This is a genomic window from Ruegeria sp. YTSA072 (assembly GCF_059610285.1).
On sequence record NZ_JBXWNI010000005.1, the window covers coordinates 153,865 to 173,519 of the forward strand.

General features: G+C 58.4%; 19 protein-coding genes and 1 tRNA gene. 9 read left to right on the plus strand and 11 right to left on the minus strand.

Features of this window, described 5'->3' with window-relative positions; all coding sequences use genetic code 11:
- From AC2FIB_RS11105 to AC2FIB_RS11115, 3 genes are read left to right on the plus strand one after another with little or no spacing between them, the layout of a single operon-like run.
- Complete coding sequence (locus AC2FIB_RS11105; RefSeq protein WP_319544656.1) at window positions 1–711, plus strand: GntR family transcriptional regulator; 711 nt, start codon at window positions 1–3, stop codon at window positions 709–711.
- Window positions 712–713: 2 nt separating this feature from the next.
- Complete coding sequence (locus AC2FIB_RS11110) at window positions 714–1,712, plus strand: 4-hydroxythreonine-4-phosphate dehydrogenase PdxA (protein ID WP_319544657.1); 999 nt, start codon at window positions 714–716, stop codon at window positions 1,710–1,712.
- A gap of 1 nt (window position 1,713) precedes the next feature.
- Window positions 1,714–3,219: an aldehyde dehydrogenase (NADP(+)) gene (locus AC2FIB_RS11115; protein ID WP_496842058.1), complete on the plus strand. Its 1,506-nt coding sequence runs from the start codon at window positions 1,714–1,716 to the stop codon at window positions 3,217–3,219.
- A gap of 408 nt (window positions 3,220–3,627) precedes the next feature.
- On the opposite strand, the gene AC2FIB_RS11120 is transcribed toward AC2FIB_RS11115, so the two are convergent.
- The 5 genes from AC2FIB_RS11120 to AC2FIB_RS11140 form a co-directional block, all read right to left on the minus strand.
- Entirely contained in the window at window positions 3,628–5,364 is a 1,737-nt protein-coding gene (locus AC2FIB_RS11120) for a Mur ligase family protein (protein ID WP_496842059.1), read from the minus strand.
- Window positions 5,365–5,378: 14 nt separating this feature from the next.
- The gene (cphA, locus tag AC2FIB_RS11125; RefSeq protein ID WP_496842060.1) at window positions 5,379–8,180 is read right to left on the minus strand and encodes a cyanophycin synthetase; all 2,802 of its coding nucleotides are present in this window, start codon (window positions 8,178–8,180) and stop codon (window positions 5,379–5,381) included.
- A 20-nt stretch (window positions 8,181–8,200) separates the two neighbouring features.
- The gene (locus AC2FIB_RS11130; protein WP_170353282.1) at window positions 8,201–9,091 is read right to left on the minus strand and encodes a cyanophycinase; all 891 of its coding nucleotides are present in this window, start codon (window positions 9,089–9,091) and stop codon (window positions 8,201–8,203) included.
- Between the two features lie 55 nt (window positions 9,092–9,146).
- Window positions 9,147–10,313, minus strand: a complete 1,167-nt coding sequence (gene iadA / locus AC2FIB_RS11135; RefSeq protein WP_496842061.1) for a beta-aspartyl-peptidase — start codon at window positions 10,311–10,313, stop codon at window positions 9,147–9,149.
- 310 nt (window positions 10,314–10,623) lie between these two features.
- Window positions 10,624–10,699, minus strand: a tRNA-Thr gene (locus tag AC2FIB_RS11140).
- Window positions 10,700–10,884: 185 nt separating this feature from the next.
- Between AC2FIB_RS11140 and AC2FIB_RS11145 the strand changes: the two genes are divergently transcribed.
- Entirely contained in the window at window positions 10,885–11,760 is an 876-nt protein-coding gene (locus AC2FIB_RS11145) for a hypothetical protein (protein WP_496842063.1), read from the plus strand.
- A 13-nt stretch (window positions 11,761–11,773) separates the two neighbouring features.
- Here the strand turns inward: AC2FIB_RS11145 and AC2FIB_RS11150 are convergent, their stop codons facing one another.
- The gene (locus tag AC2FIB_RS11150; RefSeq protein WP_058272185.1) at window positions 11,774–12,040 is read right to left on the minus strand and encodes a DUF2312 domain-containing protein; all 267 of its coding nucleotides are present in this window, start codon (window positions 12,038–12,040) and stop codon (window positions 11,774–11,776) included.
- A gap of 161 nt (window positions 12,041–12,201) precedes the next feature.
- Here AC2FIB_RS11150 and AC2FIB_RS11155 point away from each other — a divergent pair, with 161 nt between their 5' ends.
- Window positions 12,202–12,420 (plus strand): hypothetical protein, encoded by a 219-nt coding sequence (locus tag AC2FIB_RS11155; protein WP_170565420.1) that lies wholly within the window; start codon window positions 12,202–12,204, stop codon window positions 12,418–12,420.
- A gap of 9 nt (window positions 12,421–12,429) precedes the next feature.
- Here AC2FIB_RS11155 and AC2FIB_RS11160 read toward each other — a convergent pair whose 3' ends face one another.
- Window positions 12,430–12,645, minus strand: coding sequence for a hypothetical protein (locus AC2FIB_RS11160; protein WP_496726068.1), 216 nt, complete (start codon window positions 12,643–12,645; stop codon window positions 12,430–12,432).
- A 245-nt stretch (window positions 12,646–12,890) separates the two neighbouring features.
- On the opposite strand from AC2FIB_RS11160, the gene AC2FIB_RS11165 reads away from it, so the two are divergent.
- Genes AC2FIB_RS11165 through AC2FIB_RS11180 form a run of 4 tightly spaced genes read left to right on the plus strand, consistent with a single transcriptional unit; the run spans window position 12,891 to window position 15,081 of the window.
- Complete coding sequence (locus tag AC2FIB_RS11165; protein WP_496736848.1) at window positions 12,891–13,754, plus strand: MBL fold metallo-hydrolase; 864 nt, start codon at window positions 12,891–12,893, stop codon at window positions 13,752–13,754.
- Between the two features lie 32 nt (window positions 13,755–13,786).
- Window positions 13,787–14,209: a YeeE/YedE family protein gene (locus AC2FIB_RS11170; protein WP_058272188.1), complete on the plus strand. Its 423-nt coding sequence runs from the start codon at window positions 13,787–13,789 to the stop codon at window positions 14,207–14,209.
- Window positions 14,209–14,640: a DUF6691 family protein gene (locus tag AC2FIB_RS11175; protein WP_496736847.1), complete on the plus strand. Its 432-nt coding sequence runs from the start codon at window positions 14,209–14,211 to the stop codon at window positions 14,638–14,640. The genes AC2FIB_RS11170 and AC2FIB_RS11175 overlap by 1 nt, the downstream gene beginning before the upstream one ends.
- A gap of 9 nt (window positions 14,641–14,649) precedes the next feature.
- On the plus strand, window positions 14,650–15,081 hold the full coding sequence (locus AC2FIB_RS11180; protein WP_108861797.1) for a protein tyrosine phosphatase family protein: 432 nt from the start codon (window positions 14,650–14,652) through the stop codon (window positions 15,079–15,081).
- 18 nt (window positions 15,082–15,099) lie between these two features.
- On the opposite strand, the gene AC2FIB_RS11185 is transcribed toward AC2FIB_RS11180, so the two are convergent.
- From AC2FIB_RS11185 to AC2FIB_RS11200, 4 genes are all read right to left on the minus strand, one after another.
- Window positions 15,100–16,206, minus strand: coding sequence for a FliM/FliN family flagellar motor C-terminal domain-containing protein (locus AC2FIB_RS11185; RefSeq protein WP_496736845.1), 1,107 nt, complete (start codon window positions 16,204–16,206; stop codon window positions 15,100–15,102).
- A 77-nt stretch (window positions 16,207–16,283) separates the two neighbouring features.
- Entirely contained in the window at window positions 16,284–18,962 is a 2,679-nt protein-coding gene (locus AC2FIB_RS11190) for an ATP-binding protein (RefSeq protein ID WP_496736843.1), read from the minus strand.
- A complete protein-coding gene (locus AC2FIB_RS11195; protein WP_282153489.1) occupies window positions 18,962–19,264 on the minus strand; it encodes a hypothetical protein in 303 nt (100 codons plus the stop codon). Before AC2FIB_RS11195 ends, AC2FIB_RS11190 begins: the two co-directional genes overlap by 1 nt.
- Complete coding sequence (locus tag AC2FIB_RS11200; RefSeq protein ID WP_058272302.1) at window positions 19,261–19,641, minus strand: response regulator transcription factor; 381 nt, start codon at window positions 19,639–19,641, stop codon at window positions 19,261–19,263. The genes AC2FIB_RS11195 and AC2FIB_RS11200 overlap by 4 nt, the downstream gene beginning before the upstream one ends.
- Window positions 19,642–19,655: the final 14 nt, after the last annotated feature.

Genomic DNA, 19,655 nt, shown 5'->3' on the forward strand with positions numbered 1-19,655 from the left:
TTGAGCGACGCCTGGCTGGATACATTGAAACAGGAAGGCGGGGTGCGCCCCCGCCGGACCCTTGCCGAGGAAGCTGCGGACAATCTGCGTGAGTTCATTCTGCTTGGAAAACTGGCGCCGGGTACCGCGATTCCCGAGCGTGATCTAGCCGAGGCGTTGGGTGTGTCACGCACGCCCTTGCGCGAGGCGCTGCGCCTGCTCGAAATCGAAGGGCTGGTGGAATATTCCGCCACCCGCCGCCCGCGTGTGGCCGATCCGTCGCTGCACGAACTGACACAGTATATCTCGGTTCTTGGCGCGCTTGAGGCGCTGGCAGGCGAAACCGCCTGCCGCGAGGCCACCATGGCCGAAATTGCTGATATCGTACGGCTGGCCGCACGGATGGCTGAAGGGTCAGACACGCTCAAACCCCTGGACTTTTTTCGCCTCGACATGCAGTTCCACGCCGCCATTGTCGAGGCCAGCCGGAACGAGCCGCTGATCGAAACCCACCGGCAATACAACGCCCGCCTCTGGCGTGCCCGGTTCCTGTCGTCACAACAGGTGGACCGGCGCGACAACACCCTGTCTCAACATGCAGAAATCACCGACGCCCTGCAAAAACGCGACGCCAAGGCCACACGCCGTGCATTGCGAGACCATCTGAAAAGCACGATCGAGAATATCGCCCGTATCCGCTCACAGGACAACGAAGAAGCCCCAGAGGACTGAACATGAAACCCAAAATAGGCATTATCCCCGGTGACCCCAGCGGCATCGGGCCGGAACTGATTGCGCGTCTGCTGGCTGACGAAGGCGTGGCCGAGGCCGCAGATATCCTTCTGATCGGCGATGCGCATGTGTTCCAAGCCGGACAGGCCGTGGCCGGGCAGGACTTCGACATGACTGCAGTTGATGCTGAAACATCGGACTGGACCGAGGTCGAAGCGTTTGCCTTTCACGCCATGGACACGATTTCGGCGGACAAGGTGCAGGTCGCCGAAGTGACCGAGGCCGGGGGCGCATCGGTTCTTCGCACGCTGGATCAGGCACTCGAGTTCGCGCAAACCGGCGTGATCGATGCGATCGTCTTTGGCCCGTTCAACAAGGCGTCCATGCATCTGGCCGGTCTGGGGTATGATGACGAGTTGCATTACATGGCCGAAAAGTTGGGCGTGACCAACTACATATCGGAGCTCAACACGCTGGACGGCATGTGGACCAGCCGCGTCACCAGCCATATCCCGCTACGCGACGTGGCCGACACGATCTCCGAAGAGCGCGTGGCCGAAGCGGTACACCTGATCCACAACACCCTGCGCCGCTCGGGCCTTGAACGCCCCCGGATTTCGGTGGCCGCGATCAACCCGCATGCAGGCGATGGCGGCAATTTCGGCACCGAAGAGATCGACATTCTCGAACCGACTGTGCGCAAACTTGCCCAGGGCCAGATGGCCGTCGATGGCCCGTGGCCCTCTGACACCGTGTTCCTCAAGGCGGTGGCCAAGGAAATCGACGCGGTGGTCACCATGTATCACGACCAGGGCCAGATCGCCCTCAAACTGCTGGGCTTTGATCGCGGCGTCACCGTGCAGGGCGGCTTGCCGATCCCGGTCTCCACCCCCGCACACGGCACCGCCTTTGACATCGCCGGACAGGGCCGCGCTGATGTTGGCGCCACACGTGCCGCTTTCGACATTGCGTGCAACATGGTTACACACTGGGACAAGTAAGATGACATTCACACCACACGGAAAACACCTGATTGCCGGGAACTGGGTCGCCGGAGATGCCACCTTCACCTCTGATCCCGCCCACGGACCCGCGCATGACTTCTCGGTCGGCACGCCTGGCCATGTGGATGCCGCCGTCGAGGCCGCCGAAGAGGCGTTCTGGTCCTTTGGTTATTCCACCCGCGAGGACCGCGCTGCCTTTCTCCACACCATTGCCGACGAGATCGAAGCCCGCGCTGAGGCGATCACCGAGATTGGCACCCAGGAAACCGGCCTGCCCGAGGCGCGCCTGCAGGGCGAGCGCGGCCGCACCACCGGGCAACTGCGCCTCTTCGCCTCGCATATCCTTGCTGGCGACTATCTCGATCAGCGCCATGACGAAGCCTTGCCGGATCGCGCGCCCCTGCCACGCCCGGACCTGAAGATGATCCAGCGCCCCATCGGCCCGGTCGCGGTGTTCGGTGCCTCCAACTTCCCGCTGGCCTTCTCCACAGCCGGCGGCGACACCGCCGCCGCGCTGGCCGCAGGCTGCCCGGTGGTGGTCAAGGGCCACTCCGCCCATCCCGGCACCGGCGAGATCATCGCCGAGGCAATCCATACTGCTATCGCCAAATGTGGCGTGCATCCCGGCGTGTTCTCCCTTGTGCAGGGCGGCAAGCGCGATGTGGGCACCCGCCTAGTGCAGCATCCACTGATCAAGGCGGTCGGATTCACCGGCAGCCTCGCCGGAGGCCGGGCGCTGTTCGACCTCTGCGCGCAGCGCCCCGAGCCGATCCCGTTTTTTGGCGAGCTGGGCTCGGTCAACCCGATGTTCCTGCTGCCCGCCGCCATGGAGGCGCGGGGGGGTGAGATTGGCACCGGCTGGGCCGGATCTCTGACCATGGGCGCGGGGCAGTTCTGCACCAATCCCGGCATTGCCGTGGTGCTGAAAGAGCAGGCCGAGACGCTCGCCGACAGCGCCAGCGCCGCGCTGAAAGAGACCGGCGCCCAGACCATGCTGACCGACGGTATCGCGGCGGCCTATCGCGACGGGCAGGCCCGTGTGTCCAAAGGCACCGGCGTGCGCGAGGTGCTGACCACTATGTGCGACCAGCGCGACACCAAGCCTTTTCTCTACCGGGTCTCCGCTGCCGACTGGCTGGCGGATGAGGCGCTGAGCGAGGAAGTGTTCGGCCCCCTCGGCCTGATCGTCGAGGCCGACGACCTCGACCAGATGCGTGCCGTTGCGACTGCCCTTGAGGGCCAACTCACCTGCACGCTGCACATGGACGACGCCGACCTTAAGGCGGCACAATCGCTAGTGCCGATCCTCGAACGCAAGGCGGGACGCATCCTCGCCAACGGCTTCCCTACCGGGGTCGAGGTCTCCGATACCATGGTCCACGGCGGCCCCTACCCAGCCTCCACCAATTTCGGCGCCACCTCGGTCGGGACTCTGTCGATCAGACGCTTCCTGCGCCCCGTCTGCTACCAGAATATGGCCGACGCCTTGCTGCCTACCGCCTGATCCGGCGTGGTCCGGGCGCTCAGTTTGACACCGATCTCCCAAATCTGCCACTGTATCCTGCGGGAATAGATGGCGGCTTTGGGCGACTCGTGGGACTTTGCAAAGACCGCTTTATGCGCCTTCCAGAAATTCGGAACTGACCAAGCTGCAGGTGCAGCGAACGGTGACTTCGTTGTCCGCAAAGCAATCATACGAACAAATAGCAGCGAATGACTGCATGGGGCCACAAATCTACCAATTGCTGCGCAACGATCAAATGGCTGGTTCTGCGCCATTCCGCCTCTGAACGGTCTCAGGGCAAAGGCGCAACATTTTAGGCACCCGGGGTGCTGACTATCTGCATCTGCGCTTACTGATATTGCCTCGTGCCAACTATAACACCATGAATCCGGCAACAGTCTTTGATTTTTACCCGTCGAGCATCGCGAGCACGGCGTCGCGTTCGGACAGGACCAACAGCAAGGCAAGATCACCCGGTTCCAGCTTTTCCAATATCATCGAGGCAGCTAGAGAGGGCGAAGATGCTCTCAGGACTTGTTGCGCGTCATATCCCTGTTCTAAGGCGGATTTTTTGATCAGGTCCGGGATTTCTCCCAATTCGCGACCTCTTAAATACCCTTCCAGTTCGGCTGCGACGACTACGTCGGGCTGGAAATTTAACGCCGTCGCGGTAACGTCTCGGATATCCTGATTCGACCGATCGCCAGCATGGCTGAGCATAATGAAACGCCGTTTCGCCGGTAGGCTTGACAGCGCATCGCAAACGGCCGAAATCGAGTGCGGGTTATGCGCAAAATCCACAAAAACACGCGCATTATTGTAACTAAACTCGTTGCAGCGTCCGGGGTTGTCCTTGGCGTCGGGTTTGAACCCGGCCAACCCATCCCGAACCCCCTGAACGGGCAAGTCCAGTGCCAAGGCAAGGCACAGGGCCGCCAGCGCGTTCAGGATATTGTATTTCGCAGCGCCGTCCATGGTCAGGGGAACATCGGAAACTGCAATAACTACCTGTTCGGCCGCACCGTCGAAAAAGACGATATCTCCCTCCTGCACATAGGCGCAGCACTTGCCCGCATCACGCGCCTGACGGACAAGGTTGTTCTGCACATCCAGCGAGAACCACCAGATATTTGCGGATGTATTTTCCGCTTCTGCGCGGACATACAAGTCATCGGCATTCAGTGCCAGCACGCCCCCCTCGGCCAGCGTGCGATGCACGGCGAATTTGGCCTGAGCCAGTTCCGGCACCGTGTTGACCCCGTATTGCCCCAGATGGTCGTTTGCCACATTGGTGACCGCCGCTGCCGTTGCGGCGCGGGTCGGCAGACCCCGGCGCAGGATACCTCCGCGCGCGACTTCCAGACAGGCGACCTCCAGCCTTTTGTCACGCAACAGCATTCGCCCGCCGCCGGGGCCGGAATAATCGCCACGGTCGAGAATGTCGTCTCCCACCCGCACAAATTCGGTCGAGGTCAGCCCGGCAACCTTGCCTGAAGCGCGCGCGATCGCCTCAAGTAAACGGGTTGTGGTTGTTTTGCCGTTGGTTCCGGTAATGAAGGCCACCGGGATATTGTGCAGAGCCGACCAGTCCAAGTCATCGGGGGTAGGCAGCGCATCGACCGGCCAGGTCTGACTGCCAGTACCGTACCCGATCGACACTTCGTCATCATCGCACAGGATATCCACACCATACGCTTCTGCTGCCGCAATCAGGGCGATCAGCGCGGGATTGGCTTCCTTCTCCATGACGCTTTTGACATCCGCAACCATCTGATCGAAATCGCCGGGCTCGGATGCCAACAGTTCGGCAGCACAGAAATGCCAGACGGTTTGCACCGCGAAGATCGCGGAATAGAGCTGATCCATCGGTGCTGAAATCGCCAGATTGACGCCACCGGTGAAACTGCGGTGGGTTACGTCCTGATCCTGCCAGCCAAGTGCGTCCAGCACGCGGCGCGCGTGTTTTTCCCACAAAGCAGTGACCTGCGCGGTGCCGGTATCGGTGAAAAACACATCCATCACCGCGCCGGGGCGGTTCCACAACAGTCCCGGCCCGGTCAAGCGTCGGGCATCGTCTACCCGGATATGATCGGCGTACGCGCTTTCAATTGTCAGCGCGTTTTCAAGCTCTTCGATCCGGTCCATTCCGGTACCCCCGCTTAATCCGCGTCTTCGCTGATGTCGCGGGCCAGGCGCACGCCGCGCGCATCCCGGATCAGGTTCTGGTCGCTTTCGAACATGTCCTCGAACGAGGTGTCGATGGGGCTTGCCACCGGCGCAGCCTCTGTGACTGGCGCTTCGCTATCGGAGTTGAAATAGATGATCTGCTTCCAGCAGCGCGTTGTGTCATCACCGAAAATCACCAGCAGATCGCCCGGTGCGGCCTGTTCCAACGCTGCAGTCACCGCTTCGACCTCATCCGGGATGATCGTGATCGCGGCATCATCGACGCCGTTGTCGATCAGGGCCTGCCGCATCATTTGCGGTACTTCGTCGTGTCCACGGCCCCGGCGGCGGTCATCTGCCTTGCAGATGAAATGATCAAAATGCCCGGCCAATGCGGCGGCCCCGTCGATGATATCCTCATCGCGCCGGTCGCCGGGCATCGCAACAACGCACAGCCTTCGGCCCTTGACCTCCAACTGATCGGCCAGCGCCGCCATCGCCTTGAGCGCGGCAGGGTTGTGGCCATAGTCGAGGATCACCTTGAAGGGATGCTCGTCATAGACATTCATCCGCCCGGGTGCTTGGAAATAGCTGGTGTCGAAGGTGCGCAGCCCATGGCGGATATTGTCCAGGTCCACTCCGAAACTATAGGCCATCGCGGCGGCGAACATCGCGTTCTGGACGTTGAAAATGGCCTTACCTTCCAATGCCGCCGGGATCAGATGCGACCACAGCACCGGGATATGAAGACCGTTGTCATAAATGGTCAGCATGTCACCATTCATGCCCTTTTCAAGCACAATTGCCTTGCCGCCTGCCTTGATATGTTCCTTGACCAGGCTGTGCCCCGGATTGGTGGTGACATAAAAGATCTGATCCGCAGTGGCATAGTCGGCCATTTTCAAACAGTTGATGTCATCGGCATTCAGAACTGCCGTGTCGGTGGCGCTTTCCACCACCACGCGTTTGACAACGGCCAGTTCCTCAACCGTGTTGATGCCGCCAAGACCCAGATGATCTGCCGAGACGTTCAGGCAGGCCGCTACGTTCGAGCGCTGATAGCCCAGACCCGAGCGCACAAGTCCGCCGCGTGCGGTTTCCATCACCGCAAAATCGACAGCCGGGTCGCGCAGAACGATCTGTGCCGACTTAGGTCCCGTCATGTCGCCCTTGACGCTCAGCTTGCCGTCAACATAAACGCCATCGGTCGAGGTCATGCCAACGGTCTTGCCGCTGGTTTTCATGATGTGCCCCAGCATCCTTGAAGTGGTCGTCTTGCCGTTGGTTCCGGTGATTGCCGCGATGGGAATGCGGGTTTCCTCGGTGGCCGGAAACAGCATGTCGATCACTTTGCCCGCCACGTCGCGCGGCTGACCTTCGGACGGTGCCACGTGCATCCGGAAACCAGGGGCGGCGTTCACCTCGACAATCGCGCCGCCGATATCCTTGTAGGATTTGGTGATGTCGTCGATCAGGAAATCGACGCCGCCCACATCCAGCCCGACGGCCATGATGGCACGCTCGGCCATGTCACGGTTGTCAGGGTGCACCACATCCGTCAGATCAATGGCCGTGCCGCCAGTCGACAGGTTCGCGGTTGATCGCAGATAGAAGACCTCGCCGTCAGGCAGCACAGTTTCTTCCGTCACGCCCGCATTTTCCATCAGGCGGTTGGCCTGATTGTCGATCTCCAGCATGGTCAGCACTTTTTCATGCCCGATGCCACGGCGCGGATCCTCGTTCACGATATCGACCAGTTCGGCAATCGTGTGCGTGCCATCGCCTACCACATGGCCCGGCACGCGCTTGGCTACAGCGACCAGCTTGTTGTTCACCACCAGCATCCGGTGATCGAACCCGGTGATGAAGCTTTCCACCAGAATGGCGCGGCTGCGGGAATGTTCCTTGGCTTCGGCAAAGCCTGCCTCGACCTCTTCATCCGAGTTCAGGTTGATCGAAACACCACGCCCATGATTGGCATCGAGCGGTTTGACCACCACCGGGTGCCCGATCCGTGCGGCGGCGCGCACGGCTTCACGCGCGGAATAGACCATGCGTTGCTGCGGCACAGGCAGGCCCAGATCGTTCAGCAGATTGTGGGTGTCTTCCTTGTCGCAGGAAATCTCGACCGAGATATGCTTGGTCTCAGAGGTTATGGTTGCCTGAATGCGTTTCTGGTATTTGCCGTGCCCGAACTGAACCAGTGACCCAGAATTCAGCCTGATCCAAGGGATGTCACGCTCTTGCGCGGCCTTAACCAATGAGCCGGTTGAGGGACCAAACTCCTTGCGCTGCGCCCGCAGCACAAAGCTACGCAACTCGTCATCCCAGTTGAATTCCGGGTCGAAGTCGTAGTCCACCTGTTCCTTGAGGGATTGCGGCAATAGATGCATCAGCAGCCGCATTGCCAGCTTGCCTGCGTCCAGACCAACATCGCGCTGGCGGTATTCGTAAACCATGTTGTATTGGCCGGGTTTGCCTGTGCCGCGCGTGCGGCCAAAGGTTACATCCGAACCGGCCACGTTCTGCACTTCGATGGCACAATGTTCCAAAACATGACCAAGCCAAGTACCTTCATCTTCGCGCAATCGGCGGATGAAACCACCGGGTTCGCGGTAGGAACAGCCATGTTCCGCCAGACCGGGAAGGGCCTGGGTCAATGCATCAATAAACTCGGAACCAATTTTGGCCGAAGGCCAATCTTCCAGAACGCCCAGATCAATGACGTGGCGAATGACCGGAAAACTTGCCCAGACATTCGGGCCGACAAAGACATTGGTCGAGATTATTTTCATGAGGCTCCCCGTTGGTTAGCTTATTGTTTCCCCCCGCTGGCGGCCTCATCCTCGGACAGATCCGGCAATGTGCAGAACGCCATATGCTCATCCGGCGGAAAAGCCTGGCGAGCCGTCAGATCATAACGGCACCCTTCACCCAGAACGTCAAGCCGAAGTCCAAGAAGGCTGAGTGCTTCGCCGCGACGGGCATCCCACATCGAAGAATGGGTCAAATGGCTGGCATCCACCACGGTAACCGTTCCGCTGCCGATTACTTCAAAGACGTTATCAGGCCCAATGAAGGCCGCCGTGTCTTCGTCAACGCCCAACCCGATTAGAAAAGGGTTAAAAGATGAAGCGGTTAGCAATCGACCCAGGCGGTTGCGTTGGGTGAAATGCTGATCAATGATGACGGCGTTGGTCAGACCCATACCGGGAGCCAGCGTTATGTTACCTTCGGCTGGACCAGAGTTACTGCTGCCGCCTGCTACCATATGCTCCGACATGATCGAAGCACCAGCCGAGGTTCCTGCAACCGGCACACCTGCCGCGTTTCGGCGCCGGATTTTCTGGGCGACCAGAGTGCCTCCAAGAATCGCTGACAGGCGCAACTGGTTCCCACCGGTCATAAAAATTCCGGTAGCACGATCCAGCATCCCCGCATAATCCGGGTTGTCGCAATCGGCGCGGCGCGAGATAGGCAGGAATTCAACCTTGCCCGCACCAAGCTCGGAAAAGATGCGGTTATAATCCGGCCCGGTCTCTTCCAGCATCGAGGCTGTTGGGATCACGACGATATCAGCGTCGGCACCGCCTGACAGTTCTACGAACTTTCGGTGAATCTGCATTTCCTTGACGCGGTCTTCACCGCCGCCGATCGGAATTATAAACCCGCGCGGGGTTTCTGCATCAACGGGTGCAGGGCACATAACTTAACTACCTTCCGGTGCTATAGCGGGCAGCCACCGGGGACCGCGCGGACGCTCAAACCTGTTCATACATGCCGCGTTGGGCTATCTGACCATCGCGGACATGCCATTCCCCCCGGGCCATCACATGCCGCACAGCAGTGTTTTCGTCAAGAACCACCAAATCCGCGTCCATACCCACGTTCAGACGACCTTTTCGGTGTAGCTTCAGCAAGTCGGCGACATTTGAGGTCAGCGGAGCCAGCGCTTCGGGCATCGGTACCCCTCTATTGGTTAGTTCGCGCAGCGTTTCCGGCAAAGTGTCCGACAAACCAACACCGAACCGTGTCAGATTACCTTCATGGTCAAAGGCGGGCAGGCAGCCACCACCGTCAGAGCTGATGGTGAACCGGTCCGCGTGACCGCCCAAGTCGCGGAATTGAATGTAGGCCTCAGCCGCAGAGATGCCAGGCTCGATATGCCCGCAGGGGAATGCGGTAGCGTCAATAAAACACCCGTGCCGGGCCAGTGCGATGGCCTGTTCAAAGAGTGGCTTGTTACGATTGACATGGGTTGGATTGAAGACACGCGCGGGGATTTCGCAGGTCGCGATAGCTTGTTCCAACATTGACAGCCCTCGCTCGCCATCTCCCATATGGCAATGCACAATCCCCGCCTTGCCAGTCATCAGGCCTGCGACATGCGCTTCGCTTGCGATCCGCAGAAACTCGTCCAATGTCGGTTGGCTCGACCGGTGATCACTGATCGCCAGTTCCCCAACCCCGATGACCGGATCAAGGAACACAATGTCTCCACGGGCTGAACCGGTGAGGGTGGTCAGTGGGACGTGATAGCCACCGGTGTGACACCAGGCTGAAAGTCCTTCTTCGCGCAACCCATAGGCCTGTTGCACCAGCGTCTGCGTGTTGCGGGTCAGATCGTCCGTCCCCAATACTCCAACGACTGAAGTGACACCGGCACGCGTGAAAGAGGACAGGACAAGCGGCGGCACCCGACTGGCTGGTCCGGTTTCACCGCCACCGCCAGTTATATGCGCATGCCCATCAATAAAACCCGGAACAACCGCTGCACCTTCGACGTCAATGATCTCTGCCTGAAGCTGGTCAGGCAATTCGGGTTTTTTGCTGCCGAGGTAAACGATGCGTTCACCCGCGGTGAGAATATGGCCCAAACCAACAGGTTCAGGTGAATAGAGGCGCGCATTCTTGATGAGCTTCAACACATTTCATTTCCGTCAGTAGGAGCGAAGACATTTTTTCTTGCACTAAAAACCAGCAGAAGAACCATCCCCTACAGCGGAAAAAGCACAGATGCCAGACTCAAGCACTAGCGGATGGTGAGAAAAGGAAGCGGATGGAAAATTTGTCCGCTTGGCTGACGTTACCGTACACCCTAGCGCATGTTCACCTTCTGCCGATCAAATTGGAACGCAGCAAAACCACAGCGATAGTTTAAGGGTGGGCTAAAAGGTGGATAGAATCGAAGCATTTTCGATTAAGAAACTGATATATTTTTATTTTTTAAAGATTTAGTGGTGCCCCCACACGGACTCGAACCGCGGACCTACTGATTACAAATCAGTTGCTCTACCAGCTGAGCTATAGGGGCGCTGGGTGTCGATTACTTTCTCTTTTAACGGACTGCAAGCCTCAATTTTCATCCAAACTCAGGGATTTTGGATTTTCGTTGTGATGCGACCGATCACCTTTAAGTGGGGGCTGTGGATTTGACTGTCCTTGGCACAGACTGTAACTCGACAGGCAGGTTCAGGGATGCAAGGACAAGAACCAAACATGCAGGTTGCTATCCACGCAGGCGCGACTTTTACAGATGAAGGGCGACTGCTCAGGTCGTTGCAAGCCAATGGAGACTTACTGGCTCGAAATGGTGCGACTTTCTTTGGTCCTCGTCGTTACCGGCAAGTGTTCAAACCCGCATTTCAGGCCTTGAATACGCGCCCTCCATTACCGGATGAGATTGAAAGGATGCGGGGCAGTCTTCCAATCCACCCTGAGGTAAAGCGCGCCATTTTCACCAGTGACGAATTCATTGGCGAGAAAGACGTGGTTCTTGCCGATGGGCAATTCTATCCTTCCGCGGGCAAACGCTTATCTGTTCTGGAAGAGTCCTTTAGCGATTGTCAGTTGGAATTGTATCTGGCGCTCAGGAACCCCGGTAGTTTTATCCCAAAACACCTGATGTCATTACCGGAACAGGCGCGCGAGGACGTGATCCGCAACAATGATCTAAGTCACCTCAGCTGGGTTGAGATGATCGAAGATGTTCGCGACTTTGCCCCCGCAGTGCAGATCACCCTGTGGTGCAATGAGGACATCCCGCTGCTATGGGGGGACGTTGTGCGCAGCGTCGGCGGGCTTGCTGCGGACGCTGCGATCCAAGATGAGTATGACCTGCTGATCTCTTTGCTGACCGAAGAAGGTCAATCACAAGCGCAGGCGATTCTGGACCAGGTTTCGACGCTTTCACAGGCTGAAACCCGAGACATTCTTGCAGACATTCTGGCAAACCATGCTCAGCCGGACAAAATGGAAGAAGAGCTGGACCTGCCCGGCTGGAGCGATGAGATCATCGACGCATTTTCCGAACTGTACGAGCAGGATCTGACCAGGTTGGAAACGATGGCCGGGGTGAAGGTTCTGAAACCCTGACCCCAGGCGCGGCTCACATGCCCAACGCTTCCTTATACATTTCGAGTACCGCCTCTTCTTCGGCGATATCGTCCTTGTCGCGTTTGCGCAGCGCGATGACCTTGCGCATCACTTTTGTGTCGTAACCGCGGGCTTTGGCTTCGGCCATGACCTCTTTCTGTTGTTCCGCCAGATCCTTTTTTTCGGCATCCAGGCGTTCAATCCGCTCCACGAACTGACGCAGCTCGCCCGCTGTCACACGGTAGTTGGCGGCGGCCTGATCTTCGGTCACGTCTTCCATATTTATCTCTCCAAAAGGCTGCGATCTGATGCATTAGCAACGGCAGTTAGCCGGATACATTGCCGCCGCGTGAGCTGCAAGCATCCAATCCTCGATGGGCTTGTGCGCGGTCGGTCGATCCGCTAAGCGCAACCAGGATTTGCGGAAAAATGTGGGGAACCATGTTCGAAATCATCACCTGGGGCGGTGCCGCCCTGTCACTTGCAGGCCTGCTGGGTCTGGTTTGGTGTATCCTGCGTGTGATGAAAGCGCGCAAATCCGGCCTGTCGGACGATGAATTGCGCGCCGCTGTTCAAGGCGTCCTGCCGTGGAATCTGGCGTCGCTTTTTCTTTCGGTGATTGGCCTGATGCTGGTGATCTTGGGAATCTCGTTCAGCTGACACTTCGCCTCAGACCGGCATATTGTCGAACTGCGCCTCGATGACATCTTCGCACAAAGCCGCATCCAGGTGTCGCAGGCGCGATGGCACGTGCATGCCTTCCTGACGCATCCGATCAATCACTTTGGTTACACTGGGCTGAAGCGCAAGCCGGGTCTCAAAACAGGCATTCTGCAGCTTTTGCTCCAGGTGTTCGGCTTCGGAATACAAACTTTTTGCAGACATTTTATTCCTCCCAATTTCTATCACTGTCGCCGATATAGGTAACGGTTTTAAGACCTGGTTATCGTGACGAACAAACGCGCGGAAATCTGCCTGTCGCCCACCCGGTATCGGCAACCTAAGGCAGAATGATTAAATTCTAATCGGATTTGGATTAACTTGCCTTGACACGCATCAAATCAAAGAATGCCGGTTGCATCATATTCTGAAAAACATATATGATAAACTGCGCGCAGACGGAGAGCCAGATGACACCAATTGTGAAAGCGTTTTTCGACCCTGAAACCAATACGGTCTCATACCTTGTGCAAGAACCCGAAGGAACGGCCTGCGCAATCGTCGACAGTGTTCTGGACTTCGATCACGCCTCAGGGCGAACGAAAACCAGCTCGGCGGATCAGATCGTCGCTTATGTTCGCGACAATGAGCTAAGGGTCGAGTGGATTCTGGAAAGCCATGTGCATGCCGACCACCTTTCAGCGGCACCCTATCTGCAGCAGGAACTGGGCGGAAAAATCGGCATCGGTGAACAGATCGTAACGATACAGGAAACCTTCGGGAAAATCTTCAATGAAGGGACCGAGTTTCAGCGCGACGGCAGTCAGTTCGATGCTTTGTTCCGTGATGGCGGCAGCTTCCATGTTGGGCAGATGCGTGGCGATGTTTTCCACACGCCCGGCCATACGCCCGCCTGCATGACATATGTGATCGGAGACGCGGCTTTTGTGGGTGACACGCTGTTCATGCCGGATTTCGGCACCGCGCGGTGCGATTTTCCCGGCGGGTCTTCGGAAATGCTGTTCGAGTCGATCCAGAAGATCCTGGCACTGCCGGATGAGACACGCATCTTTGTTGGCCATGACTACAAAGCTCCGGGGCGTGATAAATTTGCCTGGGAGACCACTGTCGGAGAGCAAAAAGCCCTGAACGTCCATATCGGACAAGGCAAATCAATCGAGGAATTTGTCGAGATGCGTGATGCCCGCGATGCGACCCTGCCCATGCCGCGCCTGATCCTGCCGTCCCTGCAGGTCAATATGCGAGCCGGGCAGATGCCGCCTGCTGACGAACAGGGCGACGTATTCCTGAAGGTGCCGATCAACAAGTTGTGACGCAGACCCATCAGGCGAACTGAGGATAACGAATGTACATTGAATGGATTTGGGGGCTTGCCGGTGGCCTGCTGATCGGCCTGGGCGCCGCAGTCTACCTTCTGGGCAATGGGCGCATCATGGGCGCCAGTGGGATTCTAGGCGGGCTGGTTGATGGCAGTGACCGCACGTTAGAACGCCTAAGCTTCATCGCAGGCGTCATCGCGACACCGCTTGTTTTGAGCCCCCTGCTCTCTTCTGCGCCCATGACACATCTGACCGACAATTTCGCAGTGATCGTCATCGCCGGCCTTTTGGTTGGCGCAGGAACGCGCATTGCCAATGGATGCACCTCGGGGCACGGGGTATGTGGTATTTCTCGATTCTCCGTCAGGGGCATCATCGCGACGTTGATCTATATCGGCGCAGGTGGGGCAACAATTGCGCTGATGCGCCATGTATGGGGGCTGATTTGATGCGGGTTCTCGTATCAATGCTGGCTGGATCTCTGTTTGGCGCCGGCCTTTTGATCTCGGGCATGACCGATACCACCAAGGTTCAGGGGTGGCTGGATGTGTTCGGGAACTGGGATCCCACCCTGGCATTTGTGATGGGCGGCGCGATCCTGCCGATGCTCATCGCGTGGAGAATGACGGCCCACCGCAGGCCGCTGACCGGTGGTCAGTTTCCTAAGATGAGCCCGCCCGAGTTGGACCGTCGCCTGATTATCGGTTCCGTGATGTTTGGCATGGGCTGGGGCTTGTCCGGGCTTTGTCCAGGACCTGCCATCGCGTCCATCACCTATGGCGGCCTTGGAGGCCTCGTGTTTCTGGCTGCGATGATCGCGGGAATGTTTGCGGCGCCCGGGCTTGGTGCACAACTGGACAGATCCGCAAACGCGGCCTAAGCAATTGCCATGGAGATTCGACCAATAACCCCCCGCTATGCCGTCTCGCCCCAAATCACGGTCGAGGACGTCCCAGCCATCGCCGCAGCAGGTTTCGTTAAGGTCATCTGCAACCGTCCCAATACGGAAGTTCCACCAACCATGCAGTCGGATGCAATCGGACAGGCCGTCCGGGCAGCCGGGATGGAATATGAGGTTCTGGAACTGACCCACCAGACCATGACACCCGGCAATGTTGCCCTGCAACGAGAATTGGCTGAAAGCTGCTCTGGCCCCGTTTTGGCCTATTGCGCATCGGGCACCCGCTGCTCAGTGGTTTGGGCTTTGGGTCAGTGCGACCACATGAGCGCGGATGAGATCCTCGAGGCCACAACCAAAGCCGGTTATATGCTGGACAACCTGCGCCCCGCGCTTGAGCATATGCGCGGTTCTGACGGCTAAGGACCTTTGGCGCTCAGGTCAGGTTGGATCGGGAACGTCGTCCAATCCCGTCAGACCTGCCAGTTGCGAAATCTCGGCCGCCATCTGATCCGGGCTGCCAAAGCCTAGATCGCCCTCCAATTCGTTCAATGCCACTGCATCTATTGGCATGACCTCATGTGAGGGATCGATTGGCATCGGATCTTTCAGAGTGTCCGGCACTGGCGCGCGGCTTCGCGCCTCCAGAAACTCGGGCATTTCAGCTTGCTCCAGCGCCGCAGCCGAAGCACATTCGTTCAACCGTACTGCGCGCATCCCACCGCATTGCCCCAAACGTCCAATTGCAGCCCGCGTTCGACCAATTGTCAGGATTTCCGCGCGGTCCAGCCGTGATCCGGTCAACGGTAGAACGTCCCCAACTGACAGCCCGGACAGGGTTGCCAATGGCACTGACATCCTGCCGATCACCGTATTCAATTCGGCCCGGACAACCCCCGACGCTTGCTCAAGCTTCGGGCCGGCGGCAACTTGAATTTCATCATCGGCCCCCTGCTCTGTCGGTGTATCGGGCAACAGAACTGTGATCTGCCCCTGTCGCAACCCACCGCCAAGTTCTACCGTCAAGTCAAACACGCGATATGCGTCTTCGACCATGGCCAGCGACAAAGAGCGCAGATCTGCCAACCGCGCCCGGAATTCATAACCGGCAAGACTGGATTGATCGGCGGCTGTATCGACCAGCGCGACAGCCCTGGCCAAAGCGTCTTCGAACAGCGGCGCCACCAATGCGGCATCCGTATCTGTGTACTCCCGTGCCGTTGGCGGGTTCGGCATAACTTCACCAATTGTCTGCACTTGCACGATCGCTGACACGACCCCCATATCCAAGCAAATCGCAGCTGACATCCCATCCGCGTTGCCAAGGCGCAGCAGCATCCAGTCCGCATCAACCACCTCAGCCAGCGTGTCCTGAGCTTTGAGAGACTGCCTTGCACCGATCACCGATAGCGGCAGCTGGAACTGATCCCCTGCCGTTCGCGCAAAGGCCAGTCGAAGGGCACGAAGAACGGAACGCGGCTTTTCACCTTGTTCCTCTTGCCCTGCCGAAAGTTTGCGCGCCAAAGCTGTGCTGACAGACTGCGTCATGCCCGATACCGATTTGAGTTTCTGAACCTGGTATCCGGTCTAACCCGAGGCGGGTTACCAATGTCTTTATGCTCGTATCATTGCGCAGCTTGCCGGTGCGCCAGCGGAAGGCGGACGCGAAAGGCCGCACCGCCCTGCCCAGGAAGATAACTGATCTCGCCGCCCAGACGCTGCATGATCTCGCGACAGATCGCCAGCCCCAAACCAGCGCCACCCGCCTTGTCCCCACCGACACGGGCAAACTTTTCGAACACCATCGATTGCGCTTCGGGTGGGATGCCACTGCCGTTATCGGTGAAATCAATGACGAGCTGCCCCCCGACATCATGGGCCGAAATGGTCAGAACGGGTTCATCCGCGTCGCAATATTTCTGCGCGTTCGAAATCAGATTGATAAAGACCTGCCCCAACCGATCGAGATCAGTGTTCAGCGGAATACGCTCGGACGACCGCGCGCGCCGAATCCTGAGTTTTGGATGTGACCCCGCCAATGCGCTTGAGACCGCCCGATCCAGGATCGAACCAAGGGTATCCCCACCCATATTCAGGCTCACACGACCGCTTTCCAGAACGCTCAGGTCCAGCAAATCGTCCAGCAGGCGCGTCAGCCGCAGGGCCTCATCATGGATAATCGCGGCATAGCGCGTTTGCTCTTCGGCACTCAGACCGTCCGTATCGCGCATGATCTCGGAAAAGGCTCGGATTGAGGTCATCGGCGTCCGAAGTTCATGGCTGACCTGACTAAGGAACCCGTCTTTTTGTTCGGAGATCTGCGTCAGCTTGGTATTCGCCTCCCGCAATTGGCGCGCGGTACGGCTGAGCTCGGCGGATTTGGCCTCAAGCTGGCTGGAATATTCCAACAGTTCCGCCGACTCGTCAGCCACCGCAAGCAAGTCCTCGACCGAAACGGACGATCCACCGACAATCTGCCCGATCATCGCATGGGCCGTGGCCGCGCCGACCGAGCCGCTGAGTTCACGTTCCAGTCTTTCCAAAAACCCCGGCGTGGGTTCCGGCAGGCTTGTCCGTCCGCCCTGCGCTTCGGCCTCGTGCTGAAAGAACTCCTGCGCCGGGCCAGAGCCCAGAATGCGCTGTGTCATGATCATCAGGTCTTCGCTTTGCGCCACCGACCCGGTCCAGCCGGCCGGTGAGACCGAGTGGTCAAAAACATTGACGAACTGCGCACCCTGAAGACGCTCCAACGGGCTGGGAAAGCTCAGCAGGGACGCGGCGCAGAATGCAGCCGTGTTCAACGCCAATGACCACATAACCGAGTGGACCATGGGGTCCATTCCTTCGATCCCGAACAGGGCCCGTGGACGCAGCCAGCCCCAACCGAAGGGGCCGTTTTGCAATACCGAGTCGGGCATTATTGCGCCGCCCATCCCCGGTAGTAACAAGGTGTAAATCCACAGCACAAAACCAACCGTCAGCCCAACCAACGCCCCGGTTCTCGTGGCCCCACGCCAAAACAGTCCACCGACCAGCGCTGGCAGGATCTGAGAAATGCCCGCAAAGGCCACCAGCCCGATCGACGCCAGCGCCGCCCCACCGCCCGACAAGCGGTAGTAGTAGTAACCCAGCGCCATGATGACTGCGATGGACACGCGCCGCGCCATCAGCACCACGTTTCGCACGTCACCCGAGACAGATCCCGCCCCCCCTTGCGTGCTTAGCCAGATTGGCATGACCAGATGGTTCGACACCATGGTCGACAACGCCATTGCCGTCACGATGACCATAGACGTGGCCGAGGAAAACCCGCCGATAAACGACAGCATCGCCAGCCAGTCGTTCCCCTGCGACAAGGGCACCGTCAGCACAAACAGGTCGGGATTCGAGCCTTCGGGCATCAAATCCAGCCCCACGACGGCGATGGGCACGACAAACAGGCTCATCAACAGCAGATATAGCGGGAAAGCCCAGGCCGCGGTTCTCAGATGCCCCTCATCCGCATTTTCAACGACCATCACCTGAAACATCCGCGGTAAACAGATGAAAGCGGCGGCCGAGAGGAAGATGAAGGTCGTCCAACGTCCGGCATCCACGTTCCATTGCCCGATTTCTGAGGCATCGATGCGAGCCATCATCGGGCCAATCCCACCCGCAACGCCCCAAACAACAAAGACACCAACCGCAAGCAAGGCGAACAGTTTGACGACCGATTCCAACGCAATGGCGGTGACCACGCCGTGGTGACGCTCATTCGCGTCAAGATTTCGAGTGCCAAATAGGATTGCAAATACCGCTAGACCCGCAGCCACCCAGAACACGCTGGAACCTTCTCGGTAGAGACCCGAGGGATCAGCCTCGGCAAAGATGGAAAAAGACAGTGTAATGGATTGCAGCTGCAACGCGATGTACGGCGTTCCACCCAAAACGGCCAGAATGGTCACGCAAATGGCCAGCGTGTTGGATTTTCCGTATCGCGAGGAAATCAAGTCTGCGATGGATGTTACGCGCTGGGTGCGTCCGACCCGAACGAGCTTGCGCAGACCCCACCACCAGCTGAGCATCACCAGCGTTGGCCCAAGGTAGATCGTAACAAATTCCAACCCGGACCGCGCAGCATTTCCGACCGCGCCGTAAAAGGTCCAAGCCGTGCAATAAATCGACAGCGACAAGGTATAAATTAGCGGAGACCGCAACCACGCCCCTCGGCCAGCGGCCGCCATCCGGTCAGCGGCAAAAGCCACCCCGAACAACAGAACGACATAGCCGAGGCAAACCAGGATCAGAACGTTTAGTGTGGCCATCAATCCGACTCTGCCTCGGCATCGTCACTTACAACCATTCGTCTGGCTGCAAATCCAAAGATCAGACTGATTATGATCAGCAAAGCCCAGCACGTGAAGATATACAGAATTGCTGAAGACAGCGGCACGCCATCATCAGATGAGCCTTGGCTTGGCCAGAGCAGCGGAATGGCAACAAGAGCCGCCCCCAGAATGGGCAAAAGACGCGCGGCATCCATCAACCTGCGGCGGCGATAACTTTGACGCTCGAGAAATAGCGAAGGCCGGACCCCTTGGGGTTTGCGATCTTCGCCCGAGTTCATGACCGCGTTGCCTGCGCGTGCAGGTCTCGCACCGCTGTCAGCACTTCGGCGTTGGAAAACGGTTTGGTCATAAAGCGGCTGACCCCGGCATTTTCAGCCATTTCACGGTCGCGCGATTGCCCGCGCGCGGTCAGCATCAAAACGGGCAAATGCTGCATGCCCTCAAGCTCTCGCAGGTTGCGCAAAATCTCCATCCCGCTTTTGCCGGGCAGCATAACGTCCAGAATGACCAGATCAGGGTTTGCGCCCTGAATGACTTCTATCGCATCCGACCCTTCTGCGTGCGTTTCAACCTGCCATCCCTCGCGGGTCAGCAAAAATCGAATGGCCTCAGCGATGTTGGGCTCATCCTCAATTAACAGAACCTTACGGCTCATATGTTCCATTCCTC